This is a genomic window from Vibrio ruber DSM 16370, assembly GCF_900163965.1.
GTDB lineage: Bacteria > Pseudomonadota > Gammaproteobacteria > Enterobacterales > Vibrionaceae > Vibrio > Vibrio ruber.
Window position 1 is genome coordinate 1 of sequence record NZ_FULE01000024.1, and the last position, 25,559, is coordinate 25,559.

Genomic DNA, 25,559 nt, shown 5'->3' on the forward strand with positions numbered 1-25,559 from the left:
AGATACGGTAGGTAAAAATACGAGCAAGATACAAAATTACATCAAGCAGCAACTAGAGCAGGATAAAATGGGAGAGCAATTGTCGATCCCGTATTCAGGTAGCCCGTTTACGGGCCGCAGGAACTAGTCATATGCAAATGTCAGATCACTACGCGCCTGCTAGGGCGCTGCTAGTAGGAGAGCCTTATAGGCGCATATGAAAAACCACCGGCTATGCCGGTGGATACTTTTTTTATTGCGCCTGCCTTGATGTTTTGGTTTGAATAAGGCATTTCAATTTATTCTATTAAATTCATTTCATAGCTAACTGGTTGCAGCTCCGAGCAGTGTGAAATAGGTATGAAGACACAAATTTATGAAATAACATGCATCAAGTGTATTAATTTTGATAAAAGGGTGCATTAGTGTTCTTCCTCTCTTGCGGAATAGAAATAGGGGGTTTAGGCAATGAATGATGCAACAAAAAGCCGTTCGATGAATGGTGCTGAAAGTCTGTTGCGTACATTAGTTGAAAGTGGCGTTGAAATTTGTTTCGCCAACCCGGGGACGTCAGAAATGCATTTTGTTGCGGCTTTGGATCGCGTACCGGGGATGCGTCCGGTTTTAGCGCTTCAGGAAAACGTTGCAACCGGTGCGGCTGACGGATATGGGCGCATGACAGGTAAGCCAGCATGTACATTGCTTCATTTAGGGCCGGGGTTGGCCAACGGTCTGGCCAACTTACATAATGCCAGACGAGCAGGTTCACCGATTGTGAATATCGTCGGTGATCATGCCACAACCCATTTACAGTACGATGCGCCATTAACCTCTGATATTCACGGCTTTGCAAGCCCGGTTTCTGAGTGGGTTTATACGTCTTCCAGTTCCCGGGAAATCGGGGAGGATGCTGCCCGGGCTGTGGCTGTTGCTTGCGAATCTCCGGGGAAAATTGCGACATTGATTCTTCCGGCAGATACGGCGTGGAATGAAGCTGAGCGGGTTGCTTCACCACTCGCTCTCTCTGCGCCAGCCGTAGTCTCCGCCGAGAAAATTAATCACGTTGCCGGCCTGATTAACAGCGGGCTGAAAACCGCGATCCTGATGCGTGGTGCAGCGCTGTTAGAGCCTGGACTTACGGCTGCCGGGAAGATTGCTGAAAAAACAGGTGCCCGGTTATTGTGTGATACCTTTGCTCCCCGGATTCAACGCGGAGCCGGTCGGGTACCGGTTGAACGCTTACCATATCTTTCAGAACAGGCTGCTGATTTTCTGGCCGGGACAGAATTAATTGTTTTGGTGGGAGCCAAGCCTCCGGTCAGCTTTTTTGCTTATCCGGATAAACCAAGCTGGCTGACGCCAGAAGGGTGTCGTCTGACTCGCTTAACTGAGATTGATGAAGACAGTACGCGTGCACTGGAAGATTTGGCCAAAGCTTGCGAAGCTGACGATATGGAGCCGCACCGTACCAGACGTCAGGCTCCTCTGTATACGCTGGACGGACCGGTTACGGCGGAATTTGTGATGCAGGTCATCGCCAAATATCTACCGGACAATGCCATTATCAGTGACGAGTCAGCATCATCAGGTTTTCCCTATTATGACGTGACCGAAACCGCTGCGGCACATGACTATCTGAATTTGACCGGTGGGGCACTGGGCAGCATGATGGCTGTCTCTATTGGTGCAGCGATTGCCTGCCCGGGGCGTAAGGTCGTCAATTTACAAGGTGATGGGAGTGCCATGTATCTACTGCCTGCACTCTGGACGCAAGCGAGAGAAAAGTTAGATATTGTAACGGTCATATTCAGCAATCGTTCATATAGTATTCTGAATCATGAACTCCAACGTGTGGGAGCGGAAAATCAAGGTCGGTCTGCGGCTTCTCTGATGAGTTTGGAAAATCCATCCATTCACTGGCTCGGATTAGCATCAGGGATGGGAGTCCCAGCGGTTCAGGCTGAAACCCGTCAGTCATTTGATATGATTTTCCAAAAAGTAATGAATGAATCCGGACCGAAATTAATTGAGGTTATTTTGTGATTTTTTAATTTTATTGTTAATTAACTGTTGAATGTTTTATTTGATTGATTATTTGTTGTGAAATATTAATCTCTGTTGTTGTATTTTGCTAGAAATTAGCATTTGGCTAATGGTTATTTTTTAAATAATCATTGGCTTATTTTTTTATTTTTATGTTTTATAGTATAACTATATTGTGTTTGTTTTTTATATTGTCAGCCTCCACCTATTTTCTTTATAGTAGACCTGTTTATTATATTAACAAATTAGACCACACCTTATTTATTCCCTTGTTTCTTTTGTGAGAATAACTCATATATTTTCTATGTTATTGTTTTATTTGATTTTATTTTTGTTTTCTTTTGGTTTTTTGTTTGAATTTGATTTTGTTAAAATTATTATTGTTAATTAAGGTGTTTATAATTTTGATCTTTTTCCAAGAATAAGAAAAAATAAATAACACGACTGGAAATTTTCTTATTGTATTTTCCACTAAATTTGCGTTTTATTGGTTGTTTTTGATTGGTTTTCTAATTATTTACTCATAAATTTGTTAAATATATCGCTCGAATTTGCATGATTGAATTGAATACTGTTTTATTATACAAATTTAAATGATGACATCTTAATAACATTGTCACTTTGTGAGCTTTGTTATTTTATCTGCGTGTTTGAATTTTATTTATCAGAATGTGTGAGTGAATATCAATATGAACGATAACCATAAATCCTCTATTCGATTAGAGCGAGAAAGTCATTTGGCGCTTCCATTATCTTCAGCTCAACGGGGAATCTGGTTTGCTCAGGAGCTGAAGCCAGATGCTCATGGCAAATTCTTTAAAATTACCGAATATCTGGAAATCACCGGTGTGGTTCAGCCGGATATTTTTGAGATGGCTATCCGCCGGACTGCCAGAGAAATTGAATCCTTTCAACAGGTTTTTAAACTAACCCCGCAAGGGCCGAAGCAGCAGTTTGGTGTCGATCCGGGCTGGGAGTTACCCATTCTGGATTTTCAGGATCAATCCGATCCACAACGAGCCGCCAAAGCATGGCTCGATGCTGACTTGGCTCGTCCCTTTGATCTTGAACAGGGGCCTCCGTTTTCTTTTGCGTTACTGCAACTTGGCCCGGAGCGTTTTTGGTATTATGCCTGTGTTCACCATCTGGTTTTAGATGGTTTTGGTGGGGTACTGTTATCCAGCCGTGTGGCTGAAATCTATTCTGCGCTGGTCGCCGGAGAAGAGCCGCCAGCCTGTCAGTTCATTTCGTTGGCTGAAGCAATTGAGATCGAGCAGGAATATAAAACATCAAAACAGTATCTGCGAGACAAAGAATACTGGCAGGAGGTTCTCAAAGATCGTCCGGCTCCCGTCAGTTTATCTGACAAGCAAGCCCCCTGTACCGATATTATCCGCAAGCAGATGTACTTACCGGCCTCCGCTAACCGGATGTTAAGAGAGCTTGCGGTTGAATGTAAAAGTCAGGTGCCGCAATTGCTGATCGCGTTAATTGCAATTTATCTGCACCGCATCACGGGGGAAGAAGATTTGGTCGTCGGCTGCCCGATGGTGGCCCGAACGAATAAGAGACTGCGTTTATTCCCCGGCATGGTTTCTAATGTGCTGCCCCTGAGACTCAATATCAGCCCCGAGGATACACTCGTGGAGATCGTATCTCAGGTCAAACGTCGCATTCTCGGTGCCGTTCGTCACCAATGTTACCGCGGTGAAGATCTGGCGTCCGATCTTGGGATTCTGACCGAGAGTGAGCAACTGTTCTCAACCGATATCAATATCCTGCCGTTTGAATATGAAATGAAGTTTGGTGAAGCGCCGGTTAATGTCAATAACCTGACTTTGGGACCAATTGATGACCTCTCGATTAATATTTGTGACCGGGGGCCGCAACAGGGATTGGAACTGTGTATTGATGCCAACGCTGCTTTGTATAGTGAAATGACTTTGGCATCTCATTTCTACCGCCTGATGCATTTCTTCTCTTGTGCAGCTTCAGAACCGGCCCAGACTGTGGTTAATGATTACCAGCTGCAAATGCCGGAAGAGGCTTCGATGACAGATGCATGGAACCAGACGCAGATTGCATTTCCGCCGGTGCAAGCGGTTCATAAACTGTTTGAACAGCAGGTTAGTGACGAGCCGGAACATATTGCGCTAATGTGTTCCGGAGAAAGCGTCAATTACGGGGGCTTGAACATTCGTGCCAACCGACTCGCTCACTATTTGCGTTCTGTCGGGATTGGCCCGGAAAGCCGGGTTGCGATCTGCTGCGGCCGGGGGCCTGACTTGCTGATCGCCATGCTGGCAACGCTGAAAGCCGGCGGGGGATATGTGCCGCTTGATCCGGCCTATCCGGCTGAACGTTTACAGTACATGCTTGCCGACAGCGCGCCAGCCGTCGTACTGACCGATGGTGTGATTGACATCAATGCGTTGGTGGCAGAGACTTTACCGACATCACAACTGATTCATACCCAGCAAGACCGGGGTTTATGGTTTGAGCAACCGTCGTCAAATCCCGAGGTCAGTGATCTCAGCCCTGAAAACCTCGCTTATATCATCTATACCTCCGGTTCAACCGGTCAGCCGAAAGGGGTCATGGTTGAACATCGTCAATTGCTGAATCTGGTTAACTGGCATAACCGGGCATTCCATGTTCAGCAAGGCACTTGTGCGTCAAGTGTGGCCGGTCTCGGGTTTGATGCTGTGGTCTGGGAAGTGTGGCCGCCACTGAGTGCCGGCGCGACATTGACCATGCCATCACTCGAAGTCTCTCGCGATCCCGAGCAATTGCTCAATTGGTGGGTTGAACAACCGATTGAAGTCGGGTTCTTACCGACACCGATAGCTGAACTTGCCTTTGCCCGTCAGGTTGCACCGAAGACATTACGGTATCTGTTAGTCGGCGGTGACCGGTTGACGCGTCAACCGGATGCATCGGCCTCTTTTACGCTGGTCAATAATTACGGTCCGACGGAAACGGCTGTTGTCGCAACATCGGGTGCGATTCGTGCCGCGGATGATGTTCTGCATATCGGTAGCCCGATTGCGAATACACGCATCTATATTCTTGATGAATTGTTACGCCCCGTACCACTTGGGGTGACCGGTGAAATTTATATCGGCGGAAATAGTGTCAGCCGGGGATATCTGAATCTTCCGGAGATGACTGCAGAACGGTTTTTAGCCGATCCTTTCACAGATCAGCCAGAGAGCAAAATGTATCGCACCGGGGATCTTGCCCGCTGGCGTTTGGACGGGACGATTGAATATCAGGGCCGGAACGACAGTCAGGTCAAAATTCGCGGCTTTCGGATCGAACTCGGTGAAATTGCAACGGCTTTGCAGGCTTGTCCGGGAATTCAGAGTGCCGTTGTTACGGTATTGCACGCCGGTGAATCATCCGAACGTCTGGTGGCTTACTACACCAGTTCCCCCGATGTATCGATTGAGATTGAAGCGTTAAAACATCGGCTGAGTGAATCACTGCCGAGCTATATGGTGCCGGCTGCGTTTGTCGGATTGGATGCTATTCCGCTGACGGCAAACGGTAAAGTCGATTACCGAGCATTACCTGAGCCGGATACGGATGCATTTGTGCACCGTCATTACGAAGCGCCACGTGGCAATGTCGAGCAACTGCTGGCCTCGATCTGGCAGTCGTTGCTCAACGTTGAGCAAGTGGGACGCCACGATAATTTCTTTGAACTGGGCGGACACTCACTGCTGGCGGTACAGTTGATCGAACGACTGAGACATCATTATTATCATCTCGCAATCAAATCGCTGTTTACTACCCCGACACTGGCGGGTCTGGCACAAACATTGACCCAGTCATCGAAGACGGAGCGTCAGGTACCATCCAACCTGATTCCGGCAGGGTGTACGCAAATTACCCCGGAGATGCTTTCAATGGTGGAACTGAGTCAGTCTCAGATTGATACCATTGCTGCTTCTGTTCCCGGTGGTGCAGCGAACATTCAGGATATTTATCCGCTGGCGCCGTTACAGGAAGGCATTCTATTCCACCATCTATTGGAAGAAAAAGGCGACCCTTACATTACTCGGGCGATTAAAGCTTTCGCCAGTCAAGATGAACTGCAACAGTTTGTTGACGCGCTTCAGGCCGTCGTGAAGCGGCATGACATTCTCAGAACCAGTCTTTTCTGGGATCAGCTCGACGTGCCTGTGCAGGTCGTATGGCGCGATGCGGTATTACCGCTGACCTCTCTGACTCTTGAGGGGACGAATATGGTTAAAGCCATACAACAACGCTTTGACCCGAGCAATACCCGTCTGGACGTTCACCGGGCACCGATGATTGAAGCCTATCAGGTTGAAGATGCTGCTGAAGGGCGATGGTTACTCTGCTTACTGATGCACCATTTCTGTCTTGATCACACCACATTAGAATTGATGATGGAAGAAGTACAGGCGCATCTGCTCAACCGGGTGGAACAGCTGCCAGCGCCACTCCCATTCAGAAACTTTGTGTTTGAGAGCCGCCTCGACAGCGATCCGGAAAAAGAGAGTGCTTACTTCTGTGAGCGTCTCGGTGACATTGATGAGCCTTGTGCACCGTTCGGATTACTGAATGTGCAAGGTGATGGTCACGAAATCCACGAGCTGCATTTACCGGTTGATGATGATCTGTCTCAGTTGCTCCGTGAGCAGGCGCGCCGTCAGGGTGTCAGTGCTGCCAGCCTGTTCCACTTGGCTTGGGGATTAGTGGTCCGTGCCACGACCGGCCGTGATGATGTGGTTTTCGGTACGGTGCTGTTTGGCCGGATGGCAGGTGGTGAAGGCGCTGACCGGGTTCTGGGGATGTTCCTCAATACATTACCGCTGCGTTTGTCGCTTGCCAGTGAAACAGTTACGGAAGCGGTTCAGTATACACATCAACATCTGGCGGAAATGCTGGAGTATGAACATGGTTCATTGTCACTGGCTCAACAGTGTAGTGGTGTTGCGCCACAAACCCCACTGTTTAGCAGCTTGCTCAACTATCGTTACGACGGAGGCAACAGCCAGACCGGGATTGATACCGGGCCGATGGATCTATTGTTCACCGAAGAGCGGACTAACTATCCGATCACGCTGTCGGTTAATGACAATCCGCAACACGGGTTTTCTTTAGATATTCAAGTTGATGCGAGTATCGGCTGCGAACGGGTTGGTGCGATGGTCACGCGTGCTCTGCGTGAGTTGATCACCGCGCTGGAAGATGAACCCAAACGCTTGATTCATTCGTTGAATATTTTGCCGAAAGATGAATACCGCAAAGTGGTGAATCAACTCAACGCAACGCGAACTTCCGCTGTTACAGATATCTGTATTCATACGCTGTTTGAGCAACAGGCAGCCGAGTATCCGGATGTGCTGGCGGTGGTGAGTGAGGCTCAGAAACTGACTTATCGTGAGCTGAACCAGCAAGCCAACCGTCTGGCATATTATCTGCGGGCTCAGGGGGTTGCGCCTGAACAACGGGTCGGTCTCTGTTTTGACCGTAACACTGATCTCATTGTCGCGATGCTGGCAACACTCAAGGCCGGTGGTTGTTATATCCCGATGGATCCGACTTATCCGGCTGATCGGTTGCAATATATGGTTTCCGACAGTCAGCCGACGCTGATTCTGTCTGACGGCATCCTTGATACTGAAACGATTGTCGGTAAAGCAGAAATCCGTGTGATTAACGTCTGTACAGAAATGTTTATGTGGCGCGATTATCCGGCAACCAATCCGCAGTCTGAGCACATTCAACCGGAACATCTGGCTTATATCATTTATACCTCTGGCTCGACCGGACAGCCGAAAGGGGTGATGGTTGAACACCGCAATCTGGCGAATCTGGTGCATTGGCACAACCGGGCGTTTGAGATTAAGGCCGGGACTTGCGTATCCAGTGTGGCTGGTGTCGGTTTCGATGCAACGGTGTGGGAAGTCTGGCCGCCGCTTTGTACCGGGGCTCATGTCATGCTACCGACCCTCGATATTTCCCGCGATCCGGAGCAGTTACTGGCGTGGTGGATATCACAACCGATTGAAGTGGGGTTCTTGTCTACACCGATTGCTGAACTGGTACTGTCAAGACGGCTTGAACATCCGACGCTGCGGACTTTGTTAGTCGGTGGTGACCGGTTGAACCATCACCCGCATCCGGAGACATCCTTTACGCTGGTCAATAACTACGGGCCAACCGAAACCACGGTCGTTGCAACGTCAGGCGTGATTGAGCCGACAGACGATTTATTGCATATCGGTTCACCGGTCGATAATACCAGTATCTATATTCTGGATGAGTATCAGCAACCGGTGCCGATCGGGGTCAAAGGGGAAATTTATATCAGCGGTAAGAGTGTGGCCCGAGGCTATCTCAACCGCCCTGATATGACGGAAGAACGCTTTATTAATGACCCGTATTCTTATGATTTCGGTGCCCGGATGTATCGCACTGGCGATTTAGGCCGTTGGACTGCCGATGGAACGATTGAATATCTGGGACGTAATGACAGTCAGGTTAAAATTCGCGGCTTCCGGATCGAGCTGGGAGAAATCAGCGCCTGTATGAGTACCCATCATGGCGTGGCTGAAGCGGTCGTGATTGCGGCGAAAACACAGAATAATGATCAGCGCTTACTGGCTTACTACGTCGGGAATGCGCAGACAGCGCCATTGCGGGCATACTTGTCAGCTCGCCTGCCGGATTACATGGTGCCTGTGGCGTATGTCAAACTTGACCAGATTCCGCTGACGCCGAACGGTAAAGTGGATCGGAAATCACTGCCGGAGCCGGAAGCGGCTGACTTTGTCACGCAGGTCTATATTCCGCCGGAAGGTGAAGTGGAAGAGACCATTGCTGCGATTTGGCAGCGTTTGCTCGGGGTGGAAAAAGTGGGGCGCAATGACAGCTTCTTTGAATTGGGCGGTCACTCACTGGTGGCGGTACAGTTCCTCAACGAAGCCCGTCAGCATGGTTATGAACTGACACTTTCGACACTGTTTTCTGCCTCCCGGCTTGCCGATATTGCCGACTATATTCAGCGCAGCTCCGAGGCGTTGATTGAACATGCGGTGGCACTTCGTCCGGCCACTGATGATCAGCGGCCGCTGTTCATTGTGCCGGAAGCCAGCGGGGAGATGCTTTATTCGCCCTTACTGACTTCTTATATCGATAAAGATATTGCGGTATACGGTCTGGTCGCACCGGCGCGTAATACCCCACCGTTCTATACCATTCAGGGAGCTGCGGCGCGTTATACCAGAATTATTCGTGAAACTCAGCCGGAAGGCCCGTACCGGATGACGGGCATTTCACTGGGCGGCACGCTGGCTTATGAAGTCGCCAGACAACTGCTCGGGCAGGATCAGGAGATTGAATACGTCGGTGTGATTGATACGACGGCTGAGAAAGCGATCGTCCCGCGGCATGTGGGTGAAGAAAAACTGACTGAAGAGCAGAAGATTCTGCTGATGAGTAAAGAGATCTACGATGGTCTTGCATATGACATCTATGGTCTGGCCGAATCGGAAAGTACGCTGGAAGAGGGGATGACGTGGAAAGATCACTATCGGATGGCCAAAGATATGGGGATGTTACCGGCCGGGTGGACAGACACGTATTTTATGAACTGGATGCTACACCGTGAAGCGTTGATTCGGGCGGAATATGAGTATCGGAATCTACCCGTTGATATTGACCTTTATGTGGCGGAGCTGCGTCCTGAAGGGGAAGCGGCCGATGTGGTGCCTTATCTGCGCTGGGATCGCTTCTTGCCGGAGGCATCAATTCGCCCGACGACTATTCCGGGTACAACGCATTATCACTTGATCGTTGAGCCCTATATTGGCTATCTCGGCCAGGCGATTTCAAACGATCTGCATGATCGGGAGAAAGCTTATGCCGCAGGTAAAGTGATGCGTAATGCAGAATATGATCCCATCGTCACCTTGCAAGAAGGGCATGGCCACGGGCCGACAGTGCTGTGTATTCCCGGAGCGGGTGTCAATGTCTGTACCTTCATGGGATTGGTGCAGGCGATTGAATCTGACTGGACGGTGCTTGGCTTCCAGCCTCGTGGTCTGAAAGGCAATGAGATTCCGCATAGCACTGTTCAGGCTGCTGCTGCTTTCTATCTGAAAGCATTGGAATCAAGAACCGTTGTCGGGCCGATACATATCGTCGGACACTCGTTCGGTGGCTGGGTTGCGCTTGAGTTGGCCGCATTGCTGGAAGCGGAAGGCATTCAAGTTGCTTCACTAACCATTGCTGATTCTGAAGCGCCGGATGCAACCCCGCGTGAGTACAGCGACCTGTCGGCACTGCTGCTGCTGATTGAGCAGTTTGAGCGACAAGGTGCAGCTTTAGGCCTGACAGAACAAGACCTGAAAGCTCTTACTCACCGGGAGCGGTTGACCTTGGTTCATGGTTATCTGGTTGAGCAAGGTGTGCTGACGGGCAACAGCAGTGTGGATGATTTGGATGGGATTTTCCGGGTCTTTGCGACCAATATTCGGACGCATTATCAGCCTGCGGTGCAGCCTAACGCAGTGGTTAATCTGGTGGTGACACAAGATATGAAAGCCGGTGTCAAAGAAGCTTGGCAGGCACAGTCACTCAAGCTTCATTACATTGAGAGCCGTGCCGACCATTTCAGCCTGCTCAGACCGCCGTTTGTCAATCTGATTACTGAAATCATGCAACCGGCATTCCGGACGTTGGTGACGGATATCTAACCGAAAGCACTTTCAGCTAACTGCAATAGAACTGATTGCCCGCCGGCCGGCGGGCAATTTTTTTGCGCCTAGATGGCTCAAGTTTGTGCGTAGATGACTTGTTTGTACGTTGATGGCTTAGTTTATTCGTTGATGACTCTGTGAAACAAGATTCCAACCCGGGCTACAATCTTGATCTGCTCTCTTCCGGTTGCCTCACAATCACTTACTGCCCTGAGCGACCAGTAATGCATCTGGTGTTGGCTTGTCTGAGGTCGATTTCTCGGGGCGGTTACAGAGCAGAATCCCTACGATGGCAAGCAGACCACCGACCCCCATCAACATACTGAGACGTTCACCGAGCAGCAGTGCTCCCAGCGAGACCGCTGCGATCGGATTCAGCGCGATAAATGCGCCCGCCCGCGTTGCACCAATTTTCTCAATCCCGCTGTAGTACCAGATATAAGCAAGTGCTGACCCGATGATCCCCAGATAACTGAGGCTGATAAAGTCCTGAACATGAATCGATGCCAGTGTTCCGACATCAAGCTGACCACTGAACAGCGTTGTCAGTGTGAGCATGACGGCACCGGCTAACACTGAGTAGGTCACCGTATGTAATGGCCCGATGCTTTGCACGGTTTGTTTACCGAAAACACTATAGGCCACCCAACTGAGCACGCAGCCGACAATCATCAGATCACCGATCCCCGAAGACTGTGTCTGAAGCACAGCCTGAGGTGATTTACTGATAATCACTGTAGCAGCACCGATAATACATAGTGTGATACCGCACAGACGCGTCAGTGAAAAGCGCTCTTTGTAAAACAGAAAGGAGGCGATGGCGATCATGGCCGGATTGGCAGCGACGATCAACGAAGCTCGGGAGGCACTGATATGCTGTAATCCGGCAAAGAAGAACAGGTTGTAGGTGTAGATGCCACAAAAGCCGAGCCCGAACAGCACGCAGACCTGCTTTTTGGTGATACGGATAAAGCCTCTGCCGGTCAGGATTAGCACCAACACCAGTGTCGCTCCGGCCAGTAAGAAACGCAGCGTTGCCGAGAGAAGCGGCGGGATATCCGGATGGATCGCCCGTCCGGCAACAAATGTTCCGCCCCAGATGATAGAAACCAACGCGAGTTTGAGATAGATACCGAAGTGATAAGGCTGGCTGTCACGGGGCAGAGGAGAGTGCTTTGTTGTGCTCATGTTTGTTAACTCGCTATGTTGAGGGCGTGCTGCACGTGTTGCTCCGCATACGCTTTGGTCAGGCGGAGTATGTCTCGTTGTGCATTACTGCCACCGATGAGGTGCCAGGATGGTTGACTCTGTTCCAGCTCAGATAAACAGGTTTGATACTGTCCGAGTGTGAACTGATGAATGGCTCTTAAAATGGCAACACCGGTCCGGTGGGTTTGTGGGGCAATCCCGAACCCGTCACACTCAGCAATGAGTTTTTCAATCAGAAAAGGTTGCTGGGTGGCAGAAAACGATAAAGCAGCATGGAGCTTGTGAAGATAAGAGACTGAATTTTCAATCACCCCAGTCCAGAGTGTTGCGAGTTTCTGCCACTGTTTTTGCCACTGTATCTGAGAGCCATGATCGGTGTATTTGAGATGGAGCCGCCATAAAAATCCGACCGCATCGAGATCCTGTTTGGCAAACGGCGTTTCTTTCATCGCGCACAGGGTGTGAAAGGTTTCTAAAGCAGCCTCCGGCATCTGGTTTTGTTCGTAGGCAATCACAAGGTGCCAGCAGATGTGAATTTTCATCCCGGGATTATTCATCCATGACGAAGCCCGGTGATTTAAAAACTCGATAATTTGTCCCCATTGCCCGGTTTCGTGCAAAGCGTGGACAACAGCGTGGATACCGTACACATTTTCCGGACGGGCTTCGATAGAAGCCCAGCCTGCGGTTAATGCTTGTTCGTATTGCTGACATTCACACAACACAAACGACTTGATAGCGAGATAAAAAGGGTAGAGATTATGAGTACGAGGTAAGGCCGCTTCACACTGTTCCAGTACATCGATCAAACGAGTGGTTCGGCCGGTACAGAACTCAAACATGTGTAAGATATACAGCGCAATCACATCGGTCGGAAACCGCTTTAAGTGAACTCTCATCAGCGTATAGGCTTGCTCGTACTGAAACCGGGTCCAGGCTTCACAAGCCTGATAGATGAGTTTGAATTCCGGTCTTTGGATTTCACGCCAGTTCATTTGGGCAAGATGTAAGTTAAAACGATAAAACTCTCGGATTTCGCAACTGGTTGTGCCGTCAAATCCGGCCAAGAGCTGATAAAATGTCTGCTGCGTTTTATTCTTCGGCTGACAATGTGTGGGAATTTCCTGAAAAGATAAAAAATAGCCGTTAATTTCCGGCCATAAAGATGAAACGCCATCCGTCGAGCGTTGTGACTGATGAACCATACCGCCACTCCTTTGCCATTATTGTTTTATGGTGCAGACCATAGAAAAGATTTGATTCATATGGTGTTATATAGTTATCGATATGATCACTCATAAGGAAATGAGCATTTACTCATGGGGTCGGTATGACATTAACTCAGTTGGAAATTTTTTCGGTTTTGGCGGATAGCCTGCATTTCACGATTGCGGCCCAACGGCTCGGGATTTCTCAATCCGGAGTATCACATGCGATCAAAGCATTAGAAGCTGAACTCGGGGTAAAACTGTTTCACCGCCATCAGAGTCGCGTTGAACTGACTGATATTGGAGTACGGTTGTTAGCGCGCTCACGAACGTTACTCGGAGTGGCAGAAACAATGCGTCAGGAAGCAACCGATACACAGGGGATGAAGCAAGGGATGTTACGGATTGGTTCGTTTGGCCCGACTTCATCGGTTCGTTTGTTACCTCATATGATTCACCAGTATCAACAAAAATTTCCGGGGATCGAAATCTATGTTGATGAAGGGCCGGATATTCAGGTGACTCAGTGGTTGAGAGAGCGTCGGGTCGATGTCGGCTTTGTGGTGTTGCCGGAAAATGATCTCGATGTATTCCCGTTGCTCGATGATCAGATGGTTGCTTTATTACCTGCGGCACATCCACTGAGCCGGCTTGATGCCGTGACGTTATCGTCCTTGTGTTACGATCCGTTTATCCTGACCGGAGCAGGGTCAGGCGAGTGGGTGATTCGTCTGTTTCATGCCGAGAAGTTGCAGCCACAGATCCGTTATCGCACATCTCAGCTGCTCAGTATTTTGTCGCTCGTCGAAAGCGGGGATGCGATTTCCGTTGTCGCAGAATCATCATTGCCGGACTGTGATTCGCAGCATTATGTCTGCCGGCCATTATCACCGCCAATCAAGCGACGCATTGGTTTGGCGGTACTAGACAGTCATCAGGCCAGCCCGGCCGTGAAGGCATTTATTGCCCTTGCACAACAGTTGCATTCGGTGAGTTAGTGGCTGTGTGTTCTTCCGGTTTAACTTGACTGACATGATTATGCAATGAAATAATTACGCAATAACACTCATAAAAAACATTTGAAAACAAAAATTTATCCAGTCAACGGAAGGAATCACAAGTGAAAATACTTTCAACAGCGAGTTTGTTAATGCTAGGTTGCACGGCGTATGCAGAAGGGTTAACCACATCTCATGATGGGAAGACGTTAACCGTAAACTTTGGTGAGCCAACATATAAACAGGTGCTTCACTACCGGAAAATGTACAGCGAAAAGCCGTTTCCCGATGCAGAGGTTTATTACTATAACAACGGGACGTATAAAATCATTTCTCAAGGTGAAAACCATTACGGTGTTTATGTCATGCAAGGGGATTTCAGTGATGAAACCTATACGGTGAGATTTATATCCTTGCCCTCTCAAGACTGGGGGAATAAAACCGCATATCATCAGCTGACTTTCATTCGGGGAGATAATGCGCAAAACATATTTATCCAGAATGCAATTGTCGATACCGGGGAAGCGATCGCACAGCAAAATGGTACTTACACTTTGGAAAAAAATACGGTATCCAATCCCATCAGCACCGACTGGAAAAACAAATAAATCCGGGCTCCTGAGTTGCTGACTTAAAGTCGGCAATCATCGGGAGTCTCTGATTGTTCGGTAGATTGAGGCAGCATAAAAGAGGGGGCGAACAAAGAACACCATCAATCCCGATTTTGCGCATGTTGCTAAGCAAAATGCGATGTAATTCAAAGCCCTAAAACCTATAGAGGTTGGAGTCGTAATCGGGATTTTTCCCAAAACTTATCTTTCTTTTTAACCGGATAGGCAGATCGGAGTGGGTTTCTTCGTTTGGGAGCTTGCAGAACTTCTAATTGCCAAGACTGATCATTATCAAAGAAGAAAAAACGGATCTTATTTTTTTCAATGACTTGAATATCCCGAAGTATTCCTGCGGTATATTCAGCTGAAAGTTCTAATGATTCAATAATCTTCAGTGATTGATCAAGCAGGTAAATATGGAGCGCTTCTTCATAAGGAACATCTTCAGTCAGAAACAAAAGGTAGTATCCCGCGTCAGTTTTATACTGGGCCTCCAGAATTTTTCCACTTAGTTCAACCTCCTGATTCAATTCTCGGTGGGAGAGGGTAACTTTGGAGACTTCACTGTTTGTTGAAATATCCTTTGTCACATGGAATACATTAATTTTGTTCATTCAAAGTACCGCCCAAATGTCATATCAGCTCCAAGCTTCCAACCGTTACTATCAAAAAATATTTGGAATAGCCCTCATATTTAGAACTTCCTATAAAGAAAATATGAGTGCAAGGGCATATTATATATGTTATCTACTGATTAGCACGGATATAACTAGATGGCACATGTCGCATATATAAAAATTGAGGGTGAAAAACAAGGACTGATTTCTAGTGGTTGTAATACAAAAGACTCTATGGGAAATAAATATCAAGAGTCGCACAAAGATGAGATTACACTGCTTACCTGTGATCATCACATGTCAAAAGATGTTCATCAACATAGGAAGTCTCATGCTCCTGTATTCATTACTAAAAACATTGATAAATCAACGCCTCTTCTTGCAACAGCCTTTGCTAACCAAGAGTATCTCAATTGTACGATTGAATTTTTCAGAACCAATGAACAAGGCTACAACGAAAAGTTTTATATCATTGAATTGAATAAAGCTGTTATTTCTGAAATTAGCTTTTCTCTTCCTCATACCACACATGATCATCAAAGCGAAATGCATGAAGTGATTGCCCTCAGCTATAAAGAAATATCATGGAAACATAGTATAAGCGGTACTATGGGATATGACAGTTGGGAGCAAGGCGGCTGGCTTGGAGCATAAATAAATATCGGTTATGCGAATAACAGGGAAATGATCGAATGACATCAAGAGCTGACATTATCGATGGTAGTCAGGCTATAGGTAGAAAATACGGACTGATCTATACAGAAAAGTGTGGTTGGATTGATTTGGGGCACGCAAATCCAGAGGGTGCTCTCACACTTTGGAATCAAATAAAAAATGAAGAGAGTATTGAGTCTGAAAATATCCCCAATGACTCTTTCAGAATTGCATATCGTCAAATGATGGGCCGAAAAAACCTTGTTATGGTTGGAATTCAGAAAAAATATGATATTAAAAAACAGTTAAGTGAGTCAGAGAAGAAGTCTGTAGCCCTTTCAATTTTCTTGGACGTTTCTCATGCCTTCGAAAGTTTACAGGCGGGCTTTCCTTTTAATCTAGTGACAGATAGTGGATTCAGTGGAGAAGATTTAGTTTCAGATCTCATCGGTTTTTATAGAGCAGTGAATCCGGGAGGAAATTACATAAGATTGTGTCAACCGGTTAGAAAAGAAATCGCACTAAAGATATGGGACACTTATGGCCCAGTAGGTAACAATAAAAACCATTCTACCTCACCCTATTTATATCCCATTCCTCCCAATACTGGACGCATAACTCGTGGACGACTTCCTCCTTTCTTAAATACAATAAAACCTCTCAAAGAAGGTGAATTATACCAGGTGGTACATTGAGATGAGTAAAAAGTCATATGTCACGATTTCTATCGTATTTGTATTGATCCTGTCGATTTTTATTTATGCCTTGATGATGCAGTTTGCTGAAGAGCGCCAATACAATCAGAATAGTCTCGACTATCTGATTTTAACGCCTGAAGAGATTATAGGTATAAAAGAACTCTGCCAGACCGAGCCTCAGTTTAGATATAGTTCAGCGGATGGGCCTAAACCGATGATGACGCAGCTAGAGTGTCACCTAGATACAAAAACATTACTCCCATACTTATCCCAGAAACAATATGTTGGAGATAGCCATCACAGGACATATAGAAAAGGGACATCTGAAATTGTACTGAGCGATGTCCGGGATGGTGCAGTACAATCCTTAATGTTTCTTGAATACACGCCATAATGTTGACCACTATGGTTTATTGAGTGTTCTACGCGTCATTGACGCTTACATCTTTGCAAGCGTCACCAGAAAATCTTTTTGTTTGACAGAATCACACGCTTTACAGAACCGGCTTTTAAGCGCATCCATACCCTGAAAAGCCTAATCATTCTTCCGGAATAATTTTCTTTGTTTGGGGGATTGATTTGAATTCAGTGCAACAGTCACTCAGTATAACCCAGCCGCGTGAGACAAATCTGTTCCACTAACGCTTTTAGACGTAACACTTCACTTTCGAGGTAGGTCAGCTCTTCTGCGGTGATTTCATAATGTTCTGAATAGCGGGCTTCGATATACGCCCGTTGCAGGCGGCGGAAACTACGGCGGTGGAATTTGTTATCAAGTGGGAAAATTGTTGCAAATTCAGCATCGATTTGGGCGCACAGCTTTGCGAGCTTTTCGATATTGTGGGACTTGGGCAGGTAGTTGGTACAGGTGAGCAGGGCACAGGCCAAAAAGCGTTCAGCAGATTGATGAAGCATAAAAGCGGACTTTTTAAGCCATTGCCGTTTGAGATCATCTTTATAGGAAACGAAAAATTGCTCTGCGCTTTCAAACCACTGTGCGTAATGTTTGCGGGCAATTTCCTGTTTTTCGGCCTCGGTCAAATCGCCCGGCTCCGCCAGCGGTTTTGGTGTCGCAGCAAATAGCTCTATCCCTTCTTCACGAATACTCTTAAAAAAGTAATGCCCTTGTTGCAGGCGTTCATTCACTTCCTGCAAGTCATGGACAATCAGCCCCAGAGGTGCAGAAGTCACTTTGCGCTCAATCTGCTCTTTAGCTCGCTGCCAGACCACATCTTCTTCAACCAGTGCTGCTTTGTTGACGATTACCAGAATATCGTAATCGCTGATATACCCATTGACCGGATCGTTAACCCAGTCACCTCTGGCATAACTACCAAACAGGATGACTTTCAGGATACGAAACTCGCTTTTACTCCCCGTTTTGCCCTGAAGGTAGTCTTCCAGCGTGTCACGCAGAATCGTTGAAATGGCGGTCAGTTCTTGCTGTTTCGATTCAGGCAGGTGGTCGAGGAATGTTTTCATAATCACGACATGAGTTAGTGGTGGATGAATAGCAGTAGCATAAAAGAAGGTGTCAACAAAGAACACCATCAACCTTCACTTTACGTCGGTTACTGAGAAAAATGCGATTCAATTCAAAGCTATAGCGTTTGTATGTCGCTCATTCGCAAGGCTTATTGCTTACTCAAAAGGTTATTGCTTACTCAATAGAAACTTACGCAAATCTCTCTCTGCGCGCATGACTAACAGAATAAAGACTTTGTCGCTGTCTTGTTTATAGAAAATCCGACACGGATTAACGACAATTTCACGATAACTGAGATGTTCTAGCTCGGGCGGAACGCGACCCGATTCAGGGAGGTTTTCCAGATGTTCAACTTTAGAGAAGAGCGTGTGAACCAATTGCTGTGCAGCGACAACATTTTCAAGTGCGATGTATTCAGCGATGTCATTAAGATCAGATAGTGCTGACTCCGTCCAGATTATTTCAGCCATTTTGACATTTTGTCCCTGGCTTCATCGTGACTCACCACTTTACCATCAGCTAATGCGCGCTCACCTCGTGCAATCCCCTCCAGAATCGCCAAACGATTTTGCATAAACTCGTAATCATCAACATCAACCAGATATGCCGATGGCTTACCGTGTTCAGTAATCAACACGGGTTCTTTCGTGTCGTGGAGATCGGCAAGGATCTTCGTTGCTTGACGTTTGAGTGATGTAACTAGTTCTACTTTCATGAGAGCCTCTCCACAGGAATACTAAAAGTGATACTATTCTATCACTTTTAGTATAGCAAGCTTCATGAAGGCTAACGCTGAACACCGTTGTAAAATTCGTGACATGTATTTTGTCAATTGATTTGACTTGTTCGCTGTAGTTCATCGACCCCAATAGCCTATATTTACTGAACAAACAGGTTCAAATCCTTTAGTCTTTTTAAACGACATATTATGCACAAAATTTTGCATGCTATCTGAAGGATCAATTAGATCCATATTTAACATTAAAAGCGTGCTACGAGGAATGTACACCGATAGAATAATTTGTTGCTCAAGATGGCCTGTTGATTTATTTAGCAACAAGTCTTGAGCATTAACTACTACATATTCATCAGGCAAAATAGAAAATATCTCACGTGCAGCCCTTAATACTGAACTACATACATAATCTTGATAAATTTCATTGAACTTGCCCACGGGCATTTTTTTAATTGATAGCTTACCGCTTTTTAATAAACTCTTTTGCTCTTTAGGGATAATTTCTTCGCCATGGATATTGATAGTTACAGTTAATATGCCTTCATTATCTACCGAAAATTCTAGATTTGAACCTAATGAACTAATTTCTGTAAACGGATTTAATTCTTTGATTGTTTGGATTCTGGCATCTACATTTCCGGAAAGTAGTAGTTTTGCTTGAGAGACACTATCAGCCCAATCGCTACGATCTCGTTCCCATTGACTTATAGCAGAATCATAGTTGAGTTTGTCTTTATCTTTTGCAGTACAAATAGCATCACTGAAAACAGCTAATTTCTTTTCTGTTCGCTTAAAAATACGATCAATCAGACTTGGCTTGTAATTTTCTTTATTTAATAAGGCTTCACATTCTAACTCATCTGAATATATTGGTTTTTCCGGCTCCGAGGATAGAGCGATCTCTTTCCAATTTAGTGGATTACTACACTCTTTGTGCATGGATTGGACAATTTCTAAGTGATTTTCAAACACTTCAACTTCATACGCGGCTTGTTGCAATTCTTGCATCTTATACTGTTGTTTAAGATTGCGTTCCAAATCTCGCTGGCGTCTTTTCGCATCTCTTTCAGCCTGATTTACAGCAGCATTAATAGATCTAATTGTTCCTTTCCAACCCATGAGATCCTCTAAAGTTTAATAAGATAGTTAACGCCGCTATAAACGGCACAAGATTGCGAGCGTTCGGCGACCGTAGTGAGTGAGTTTAATGGCCTTGTTAGATGGCATTTTAGAACCCACCGCGTACTTGTGTGCCTAGCCATGCACCATACATAAACACCGGAATGAAACCGAAAATTGCAGCAATAGGAAACATGATTAATTGGCCAAGACCTTGCTCGGCCGTTTCGATAGCCGTAACTATGATTGCGGCCACCATCATGCCCACCCATGACATTATACCTCCAATTACTATTAGCCCTACTGAGAACCAAAAGCCGGGGATAAAATCTACGCGTCCTTTAACTACACCTGGGTTAATTGAATCTAGGATGCCCAGAACAAAAATGAGTGCAATGCCACCGAGAACAAGTGTTTGTAATGATTGTAACTGACCTAATATTGGGATGAACGCAAGAACGATAGCAGCTACTACGAGTACACCAACGAGCTTAAAGAATGCACTGGGAGCCATTGTTATAAGTTGCCAAGGAAAACTCCATGCAGCATCTTCAGCAAAGCCGAAAATGATTGGGGCAATAGTGAGTATCATTACAGCTAGCGCTGCTACTTGAAGTACGGGCATTAACAGCATACTCAGACAGCCCGCAATCCCGGCAGCCGATTCATTTTTTTCCATAATCATGCCAACGATAATCATTGGTATGAAGAAAATGGCTAGGTACTCAAGACCCGCCACATATGTTTCCCAGTATGTGAGCACCTTAAAACCAGCAACGACAGAATCCCAGAACATGCCTATTCTCCTTTTTGTCATCTAACAGTTTCTTAGAAGGCATTCAGCCGTATAACTTCCCGATATCGTTCTGTATAACATAAATTACTGAATATAAATATTGTTGTATATACTGTTGAAAATACAAGATTAATAACGAATAAAAAGTTAGGAAATCATCATGTTCTGAATAACGGGCTTCAATATACGCCCGTTGCAGGCGGTGGAAACGACGACGGTGGCTTTGTTGTCAATTGATCCGATTGGTTACCCTTCACTAATGCCAGTGCTAACATTTTGACGCTTGCCGCGAACTCACTGAACAACTCGCAGAACAACAACGTAAAGTATTATCTCATGATGCTTGGCTAACTGAACAAGTGAATCTCGCATTTGATAAGTTTGATGACGGGTAAGCTGTGTTTGGGGATCATGAGTCTGCTAAACATCGCATGGCGGCACGCAAAGCCAAAATCCGTCATCGGGGCCAATCATGATTCACTGGGAAGAAGAATCCTTAAATGACCGCGAAAAAATCTTTGAATTTCTATACGATTTTAATCCTGATGTCGCAGAAAGAACCGACGACCTTATTGAAACTAAAGTTGAAAATCTAAATGCTCAACCATTAATGGACGTTCAGCGTGACGGCATTCGAGGTCGATAACTCACTATTCCTGAAGTATCAATGATCGTTTCGTATTCTGTCGATGGTTCTGATATTCAAATTATGCGTGTTCTTCATCAAAAGCAAAAATTCCCCATTGAGTAACGTGCACCAAACAACAGCGCCACAATGTTGATTATCCCAGCCTCAGGCTCCGAAATATGACGTATCAAACTAACCTCAAAACGTCTTCTCAAAATATAAAAAACCCTCAGCAGTTTCCTGTCTGAGGGCTTTGTAAATCATTTGCCAGATGGTGCTTAAGCCGAAACCTTAAACTTTTCTCGATTGCTGTTTGTAGCGGTCAAAAATAACCGCTGCTAACAGAATCGAGCCGCGAACCACATATTGTGCGAACGGCGACATGTTGAGCAGGTTCATTGCATTCTCGACGGTGCCCAGAATCAGTACCCCGGCAATCACATAAGATACTTTGCCGATACCGCCTTTCAGTGACACGCCACCCAGTACACAGGCTGAGATGACGACCAGCTCGAAACCAACGGATGTCATCGGCTGACCACTGGTCATCCGGGCAGCAAGAATCACACCGGCCAGCGCAGAAATAAACCCGGACACGGTGAAGATAATCAGTTTGGTTTTGACCACATTGACCCCGGCCAGACGGGCTGCTTCTTCATTACCGCCGATAGCGAGCGTATTGCGGCCGTAAACTGTCCGGTTGAGTAAAAATGCGAAGATGATAAATGTGATAATTGTCAGCCAGATCGGAGTCGGGATACCCAAAACGGAAGAGTTACCCAGTGCGAAAAAGCTTTCTTCGGTAATCCCGACCGCTTTCCCGTCCGAGATAATGTAACCCAGTCCCCGGGCGATCTGCATCGTTGCCAGTGTGGTGATCAGGGCATTGACTTGTAATTTGGCAATGACGAAGCCATTGATCAGACCAAATGCGACCCCGGACAGTAACCCGGCAATGATGCCGAGAGTTACACTGCTGGTGGCATTGATTGCGACCGCGGTGACAACCCCCGCGCAAGCAATGACAGAAGCGACCGAGAGGTCAAGATCTCCACAGGCAAGGCAGAATAACATCGCACAGGCGACCATACCGCTCATGGAGATTGCCAGCCCCAATCCTTTCATATTGATGAAGGTGGCAAAATAGGGCACAAAAAAAGCGCAGAGCAGAAACAGCCCTGCAAATACAATGAGCATCCCGAACTTATCCCAGATGTGGGAGAAATCGATGCTCGGTTTCTTCGGCTCATTGGTATTCGGTTTGGTGGTTGTAATGGCCATGACTGATTTCCTCTATGCTGCGGCAGGGTTGGTGGACCCTAGCATCGCCAGACGTAATGCGGTTTGTTCATCAAACTGATCGCGCTGTAGTTCTCCGGAGATTGCACCGTCTTTCATGACCAGTAATCGATCGGAGATCCCCAACACTTCTGGCAGGTCACTGGAGACCACGAGAACCGCGACCCCGTTTTCTGCCAATTTGAAGATCAATTCATAAATTTCAGATTTTGCACCGACGTCGATTCCCCGGGTCGGCTCGTCGAGCAGAATGACTTTCATGTCCGTTGAGAGCCAACGGGCAAGAATCACCTTTTGTTGGTTACCGCCAGAGAGCTCGCCGATCAGTTGGTCGAGAGAAGCGGTTTTGACATTCAGTGCTTCGCACTGGAGCTGGGCATTTTTCTCTTCCCAGCGAAAATCAATGCGTCCGCCTGACTTAAGAAAGTCTGGCCGGGCACTGATATTGGTGTTTTCCCGGACGGAAAGAATCGGCACGATACCGTCTGCTTTGCGATCTTCCGGGCAGAGTGTCACGCCGGCACGAATCGCTTCGCTGGGGGAGTGAATCCGCACGGTTTCACCTTGAATCGTGATCGTTCCGGCGGTCGCTTTATCCGCCCCGAAAATCAGCCGGGTCAGTTCTGTTCGTCCGGCACCGACCAGACCGAAGAGACCGAGAATTTCTCCGCGACGAACTTCCAGAGAAACCGGTTGAGAGAGCCCCGGGCCCATCAGTTCGTCTATTTTCAGTCCGCTGTCGCCGTATTCGCGGCCGCGGTAATTGTAGATATCATTGATTTCCCGCCCGACCATCAGTTCAACGAGTCGGTCATTGGTGAGATCGGTCAATGTATCGAAAGTCTGAACATGCGTCCCATCTTTGAAAATAGTAATGGCATCACACAGTTCGAAGATTTCTTCCATCCGGTGTGAGACATAAAGAATGATTTTGCCGTCATCGCGCAGTTCACGAATGACTTTGAATAAGTTTTGGATTTCCCGTTGTGACAAACTACTGGTCGGTTCGTCAAACGCGATAATTTGTGCATTGCGACTCAGCGCTTTGGCGATTTCAACCATTTGCCACTGACCAATCGAGAATTCTTTCAGTGGGCGGGACGGGTCAAAATCTTCCCCGAGTCGAACTAGCTGCTCTCGCGCATTCCGGTGCAGGGTTTCCCGATCAACCGACCCATTTTTGGTCGGCAACTGGCCCAGATAAATATTTTCAGCAACACTGAGCTCGGGAACCAGATTCAGCTCCTGATAGATAATCGCAATACCGTGATTGAGTGCATCGACGGTCGAGGAAAATACAGCGGACTGACCATCAATGATCAATTGTCCTTCTGTGGGTTGATAGAGTCCGCTGAGTATTTTCAGCAAGGTCGATTTTCCGGCACCATTTTCGCCCATCAGCGCATGAATGCTGCGGCTCTGGACACGAAAATTGATATTCGAGAGCGCTTTGACACCCGGAAAGTGCTTAGAAATCTGACTAAACTCTAAAGAAGAGGGCAATGCTGCCATAGTGGCCTCCTGTGGGTTCAGAAGGTGGCACAACATTGTGCCACCTGCCGCAAATTACAGTCCTTTTTTCTTCAACTCGGCTTTGTAGTTATCCCGGGTAATCAGAACAACATCAGTGACTTCAACGTATTTATTCGGCTCGACACCATCTTTGACCCATTTATACAGTGACTCGATACTCTTAAAGCCATGCACGTCCGGACTTGGCAGTAAAGAACCATAGAAGCCGGTTGGTTTGGATTTCGCCAGTTCGTTGACGGCATCGACACCGTTAATACCGATACCAATCACGTTTTGTGCATCAAAGCCTTGGCCTTCAGTTGCGCGAATACCGCCGAGCACAGTGTTGTCGTTCATGCCGACCACCAGCCAGTGCTTAACATTGGGGTATTGCACCAGCAGTGAGTTGGCAGCATCCAGTGCGCCGGGAATATCGTTGGTTTTGGTTGGCACGCGATAGATTTGATCGGCAGGGAAGCCTGCTTCTTTTAACGCTGAGATGGAACCGTCTACCCGGCGACGCGCAGTATCAAGCTCATCTGCGGTAATCGCCATGACGGCACTGTCAGCCGGATTCCAGCCGCGTTTTTGCATCTCTTTATATAGTTCTTGTCCCTGACGTTGGCCGATTTGGCTGGCTGCCATCATCACTAATGGAACGTCGGTCATCGGTTTGCCTTTGGCATTGAGGAACTGGTCGTCAACCGTAACGACTTTGAGGCCATAACTCTTGGCTTTTGCCATAATCGCTGGGCCGAGTTTCGGATCCGGCGTACAAATGACAAATCCTTTCGCACCGCTTGCTGCGAGGGTATCGATCGCATTGAGGGTTTTTTCACCATCGGGAACGGCCATTTTTATAACTTCAAAGCCATATTTTTCTCCGGCTTTTTCCGCAAAACTCCATTCAGTCTGGAACCAAGGCTCTTCCGGTTGTTTCACCAGATAGCCGAGTTTGAGCGTGTCATCATCGTTACCAAAGAAAGCATGAGCAGAGGCACTGAGTAGTGCGGTTCCTGCTAAAGCGGCGACAGCGAGTGTTTTTCTTATCGTCTTCATTTTGCTATTCCATCCACTGGTTATTGTAGGGGTGTTTCGGGCACATTATTTGTACAACCAGCGTTGGATTGAAGTGATGAAAATCACAGCAATGAAAGGTAGCGTTTTTGTCCATGCATATAGCGTGAGACAACATGACCCAGCTCTCAAAATAATACTATGTTCAATT

The 25,559-nt window shown here is 46.9% G+C and carries 18 protein-coding genes and 3 pseudogenes; 10 read left to right on the forward strand and 11 right to left on the reverse strand.

Translation table 11 applies throughout. The features are described 5' to 3' along the window. The 3 genes and pseudogenes from VR7878_RS08345 to VR7878_RS08355 form a co-directional block, all read left to right on the forward strand. Window positions 1–127: pseudogene (locus tag VR7878_RS08345) on the forward strand (IS200/IS605 family transposase); the annotation flags it as partial. A gap of 320 nt (window positions 128–447) precedes the next feature. Continuing rightward, window positions 448–2,022: an acetolactate synthase large subunit gene (locus VR7878_RS08350; RefSeq protein ID WP_205409439.1), complete on the forward strand. Its 1,575-nt coding sequence runs from the start codon at window positions 448–450 to the stop codon at window positions 2,020–2,022. Window positions 2,023–2,711: 689 nt separating this feature from the next. Continuing rightward, window positions 2,712–10,757, forward strand: a complete 8,046-nt coding sequence (locus VR7878_RS08355; protein WP_077335174.1) for a non-ribosomal peptide synthetase — start codon at window positions 2,712–2,714, stop codon at window positions 10,755–10,757. Window positions 10,758–10,958: 201 nt separating this feature from the next. On the opposite strand, the gene VR7878_RS08360 is transcribed toward VR7878_RS08355, so the two are convergent. Both VR7878_RS08360 and VR7878_RS08365 read right to left on the reverse strand, forming a co-directional pair. Then, entirely contained in the window at window positions 10,959–11,948 is a 990-nt protein-coding gene (locus tag VR7878_RS08360) for a DMT family transporter (RefSeq protein WP_077335176.1), read from the reverse strand. Window positions 11,949–11,953: 5 nt separating this feature from the next. Beyond that, a complete protein-coding gene (locus VR7878_RS08365) occupies window positions 11,954–13,174 on the reverse strand; it encodes a tetratricopeptide repeat protein (protein ID WP_077335178.1) in 1,221 nt (406 codons plus the stop codon). A gap of 125 nt (window positions 13,175–13,299) precedes the next feature. On the opposite strand from VR7878_RS08365, the gene VR7878_RS08370 reads away from it, so the two are divergent. Together VR7878_RS08370 and VR7878_RS08375 are read left to right on the forward strand one after the other, a co-directional pair. Next, window positions 13,300–14,175, forward strand: coding sequence for a LysR family transcriptional regulator (locus VR7878_RS08370; RefSeq protein ID WP_077335180.1), 876 nt, complete (start codon window positions 13,300–13,302; stop codon window positions 14,173–14,175). Between the two features lie 122 nt (window positions 14,176–14,297). Next, entirely contained in the window at window positions 14,298–14,783 is a 486-nt protein-coding gene (locus VR7878_RS08375) for a hypothetical protein (RefSeq protein WP_205409440.1), read from the forward strand. A gap of 164 nt (window positions 14,784–14,947) precedes the next feature. On the opposite strand, the gene VR7878_RS08380 is transcribed toward VR7878_RS08375, so the two are convergent. Continuing rightward, window positions 14,948–15,400, reverse strand: coding sequence for a hypothetical protein (locus VR7878_RS08380; protein WP_077335182.1), 453 nt, complete (start codon window positions 15,398–15,400; stop codon window positions 14,948–14,950). A 159-nt stretch (window positions 15,401–15,559) separates the two neighbouring features. On the opposite strand from VR7878_RS08380, the gene VR7878_RS08385 reads away from it, so the two are divergent. Genes VR7878_RS08385 through VR7878_RS08395 form a run of 3 tightly spaced genes read left to right on the forward strand, consistent with a single transcriptional unit; the run spans window position 15,560 to window position 17,149 of the window. Then, entirely contained in the window at window positions 15,560–16,057 is a 498-nt protein-coding gene (locus tag VR7878_RS08385; protein WP_077335184.1) for an Hcp family type VI secretion system effector, read from the forward strand. Window positions 16,058–16,095: 38 nt separating this feature from the next. Next, window positions 16,096–16,752 carry a hypothetical protein gene (locus VR7878_RS08390; RefSeq protein ID WP_077335186.1) on the forward strand — a complete coding sequence of 219 codons (657 nt, stop codon included), beginning with the start codon at window positions 16,096–16,098 and terminating at the stop codon, window positions 16,750–16,752. 1 nt (window position 16,753) lies between these two features. Beyond that, complete coding sequence (locus tag VR7878_RS08395; protein WP_077335188.1) at window positions 16,754–17,149, forward strand: hypothetical protein; 396 nt, start codon at window positions 16,754–16,756, stop codon at window positions 17,147–17,149. A 203-nt stretch (window positions 17,150–17,352) separates the two neighbouring features. Here VR7878_RS08395 and VR7878_RS08400 read toward each other — a convergent pair whose 3' ends face one another. From VR7878_RS08400 to VR7878_RS08420, 5 genes are all read right to left on the reverse strand, one after another. Continuing rightward, window positions 17,353–18,306 carry a HEPN domain-containing protein gene (locus VR7878_RS08400; RefSeq protein WP_077335190.1) on the reverse strand — a complete coding sequence of 318 codons (954 nt, stop codon included), beginning with the start codon at window positions 18,304–18,306 and terminating at the stop codon, window positions 17,353–17,355. A 102-nt stretch (window positions 18,307–18,408) separates the two neighbouring features. Beyond that, window positions 18,409–18,711: a type II toxin-antitoxin system RelE/ParE family toxin gene (locus VR7878_RS08405; protein WP_077335192.1), complete on the reverse strand. Its 303-nt coding sequence runs from the start codon at window positions 18,709–18,711 to the stop codon at window positions 18,409–18,411. Beyond that, the gene (locus tag VR7878_RS08410; RefSeq protein ID WP_077335194.1) at window positions 18,699–18,956 is read right to left on the reverse strand and encodes a type II toxin-antitoxin system Phd/YefM family antitoxin; all 258 of its coding nucleotides are present in this window, start codon (window positions 18,954–18,956) and stop codon (window positions 18,699–18,701) included. The genes VR7878_RS08405 and VR7878_RS08410 overlap by 13 nt, the downstream gene beginning before the upstream one ends. Window positions 18,957–19,097: 141 nt before the next feature. Continuing rightward, window positions 19,098–20,096: a hypothetical protein gene (locus VR7878_RS08415; RefSeq protein WP_077335196.1), complete on the reverse strand. Its 999-nt coding sequence runs from the start codon at window positions 20,094–20,096 to the stop codon at window positions 19,098–19,100. A gap of 109 nt (window positions 20,097–20,205) precedes the next feature. Next, window positions 20,206–20,892: a hypothetical protein gene (locus VR7878_RS08420; RefSeq protein WP_077335198.1), complete on the reverse strand. Its 687-nt coding sequence runs from the start codon at window positions 20,890–20,892 to the stop codon at window positions 20,206–20,208. A 278-nt stretch (window positions 20,893–21,170) separates the two neighbouring features. On the opposite strand from VR7878_RS08420, the pseudogene VR7878_RS08425 reads away from it, so the two are divergent. Together VR7878_RS08425 and VR7878_RS08430 are read left to right on the forward strand one after the other, a co-directional pair. Next, window positions 21,171–21,368, forward strand: a pseudogene (locus VR7878_RS08425) (hypothetical protein); the annotation flags it as partial. Further along, window positions 21,365–21,643: pseudogene (locus VR7878_RS08430) on the forward strand (type II toxin-antitoxin system RelE/ParE family toxin). The pseudogenes VR7878_RS08425 and VR7878_RS08430, both read left to right, overlap by 4 nt. Window positions 21,644–21,811: 168 nt before the next feature. Here the strand turns inward: VR7878_RS08430 and araH are convergent. Genes araH through VR7878_RS08445 form a run of 3 tightly spaced genes read right to left on the reverse strand, consistent with a single transcriptional unit; the run spans window position 21,812 to window position 25,390 of the window. Beyond that, window positions 21,812–22,801 carry an L-arabinose ABC transporter permease AraH gene (gene araH, locus VR7878_RS08435; RefSeq protein WP_077335200.1) on the reverse strand — a complete coding sequence of 330 codons (990 nt, stop codon included), beginning with the start codon at window positions 22,799–22,801 and terminating at the stop codon, window positions 21,812–21,814. Between the two features lie 12 nt (window positions 22,802–22,813). After that, entirely contained in the window at window positions 22,814–24,331 is a 1,518-nt protein-coding gene (araG, locus tag VR7878_RS08440) for an L-arabinose ABC transporter ATP-binding protein AraG (RefSeq protein WP_077335202.1), read from the reverse strand. Window positions 24,332–24,385: 54 nt separating this feature from the next. Then, window positions 24,386–25,390 carry an arabinose ABC transporter substrate-binding protein gene (locus VR7878_RS08445; protein WP_077335204.1) on the reverse strand — a complete coding sequence of 335 codons (1,005 nt, stop codon included), beginning with the start codon at window positions 25,388–25,390 and terminating at the stop codon, window positions 24,386–24,388. Window positions 25,391–25,559: the final 169 nt, after the last annotated feature.

What these genes read in the sequence shown, in the direction of transcription:
- VR7878_RS08350 (WP_205409439.1), top strand. Translation starts at nt 448, where the DNA reads ATGAATGATGCAACAAAAAGCCGTTCGATGAATGGTGCTGAAAGTCTG.
- VR7878_RS08355 (WP_077335174.1), top strand. Translation starts at nt 2,712, where the DNA reads ATGAACGATAACCATAAATCCTCTATTCGATTAGAGCGAGAAAGTCAT.
- VR7878_RS08360 (WP_077335176.1), bottom strand. Translation starts at nt 11,948, where the DNA reads ATGAGCACAACAAAGCACTCTCCTCTGCCCCGTGACAGCCAGCCTTAT.
- VR7878_RS08365 (WP_077335178.1), bottom strand. Translation starts at nt 13,174, where the DNA reads ATGGTTCATCAGTCACAACGCTCGACGGATGGCGTTTCATCTTTATGG.
- VR7878_RS08370 (WP_077335180.1), top strand. Translation starts at nt 13,300, where the DNA reads ATGACATTAACTCAGTTGGAAATTTTTTCGGTTTTGGCGGATAGCCTG.
- VR7878_RS08380 (WP_077335182.1), bottom strand. Translation starts at nt 15,400, where the DNA reads ATGAACAAAATTAATGTATTCCATGTGACAAAGGATATTTCAACAAAC.
- VR7878_RS08385 (WP_077335184.1), top strand. Translation starts at nt 15,560, where the DNA reads ATGGCACATGTCGCATATATAAAAATTGAGGGTGAAAAACAAGGACTG.
- VR7878_RS08390 (WP_077335186.1), top strand. Translation starts at nt 16,096, where the DNA reads ATGACATCAAGAGCTGACATTATCGATGGTAGTCAGGCTATAGGTAGA.
- VR7878_RS08395 (WP_077335188.1), top strand. Translation starts at nt 16,754, where the DNA reads ATGAGTAAAAAGTCATATGTCACGATTTCTATCGTATTTGTATTGATC.
- VR7878_RS08400 (WP_077335190.1), bottom strand. Translation starts at nt 18,306, where the DNA reads ATGGTGTTCTTTGTTGACACCTTCTTTTATGCTACTGCTATTCATCCA.
- VR7878_RS08405 (WP_077335192.1), bottom strand. Translation starts at nt 18,711, where the DNA reads ATGGCTGAAATAATCTGGACGGAGTCAGCACTATCTGATCTTAATGAC.
- VR7878_RS08410 (WP_077335194.1), bottom strand. Translation starts at nt 18,956, where the DNA reads ATGAAAGTAGAACTAGTTACATCACTCAAACGTCAAGCAACGAAGATC.
- VR7878_RS08415 (WP_077335196.1), bottom strand. Translation starts at nt 20,096, where the DNA reads ATGGGTTGGAAAGGAACAATTAGATCTATTAATGCTGCTGTAAATCAG.
- VR7878_RS08420 (WP_077335198.1), bottom strand. Translation starts at nt 20,892, where the DNA reads ATGTTCTGGGATTCTGTCGTTGCTGGTTTTAAGGTGCTCACATACTGG.
- araH (WP_077335200.1), bottom strand. Translation starts at nt 22,801, where the DNA reads ATGGCCATTACAACCACCAAACCGAATACCAATGAGCCGAAGAAACCG.
- araG (WP_077335202.1), bottom strand. Translation starts at nt 24,331, where the DNA reads ATGGCAGCATTGCCCTCTTCTTTAGAGTTTAGTCAGATTTCTAAGCAC.
- VR7878_RS08445 (WP_077335204.1), bottom strand. Translation starts at nt 25,390, where the DNA reads ATGAAGACGATAAGAAAAACACTCGCTGTCGCCGCTTTAGCAGGAACC.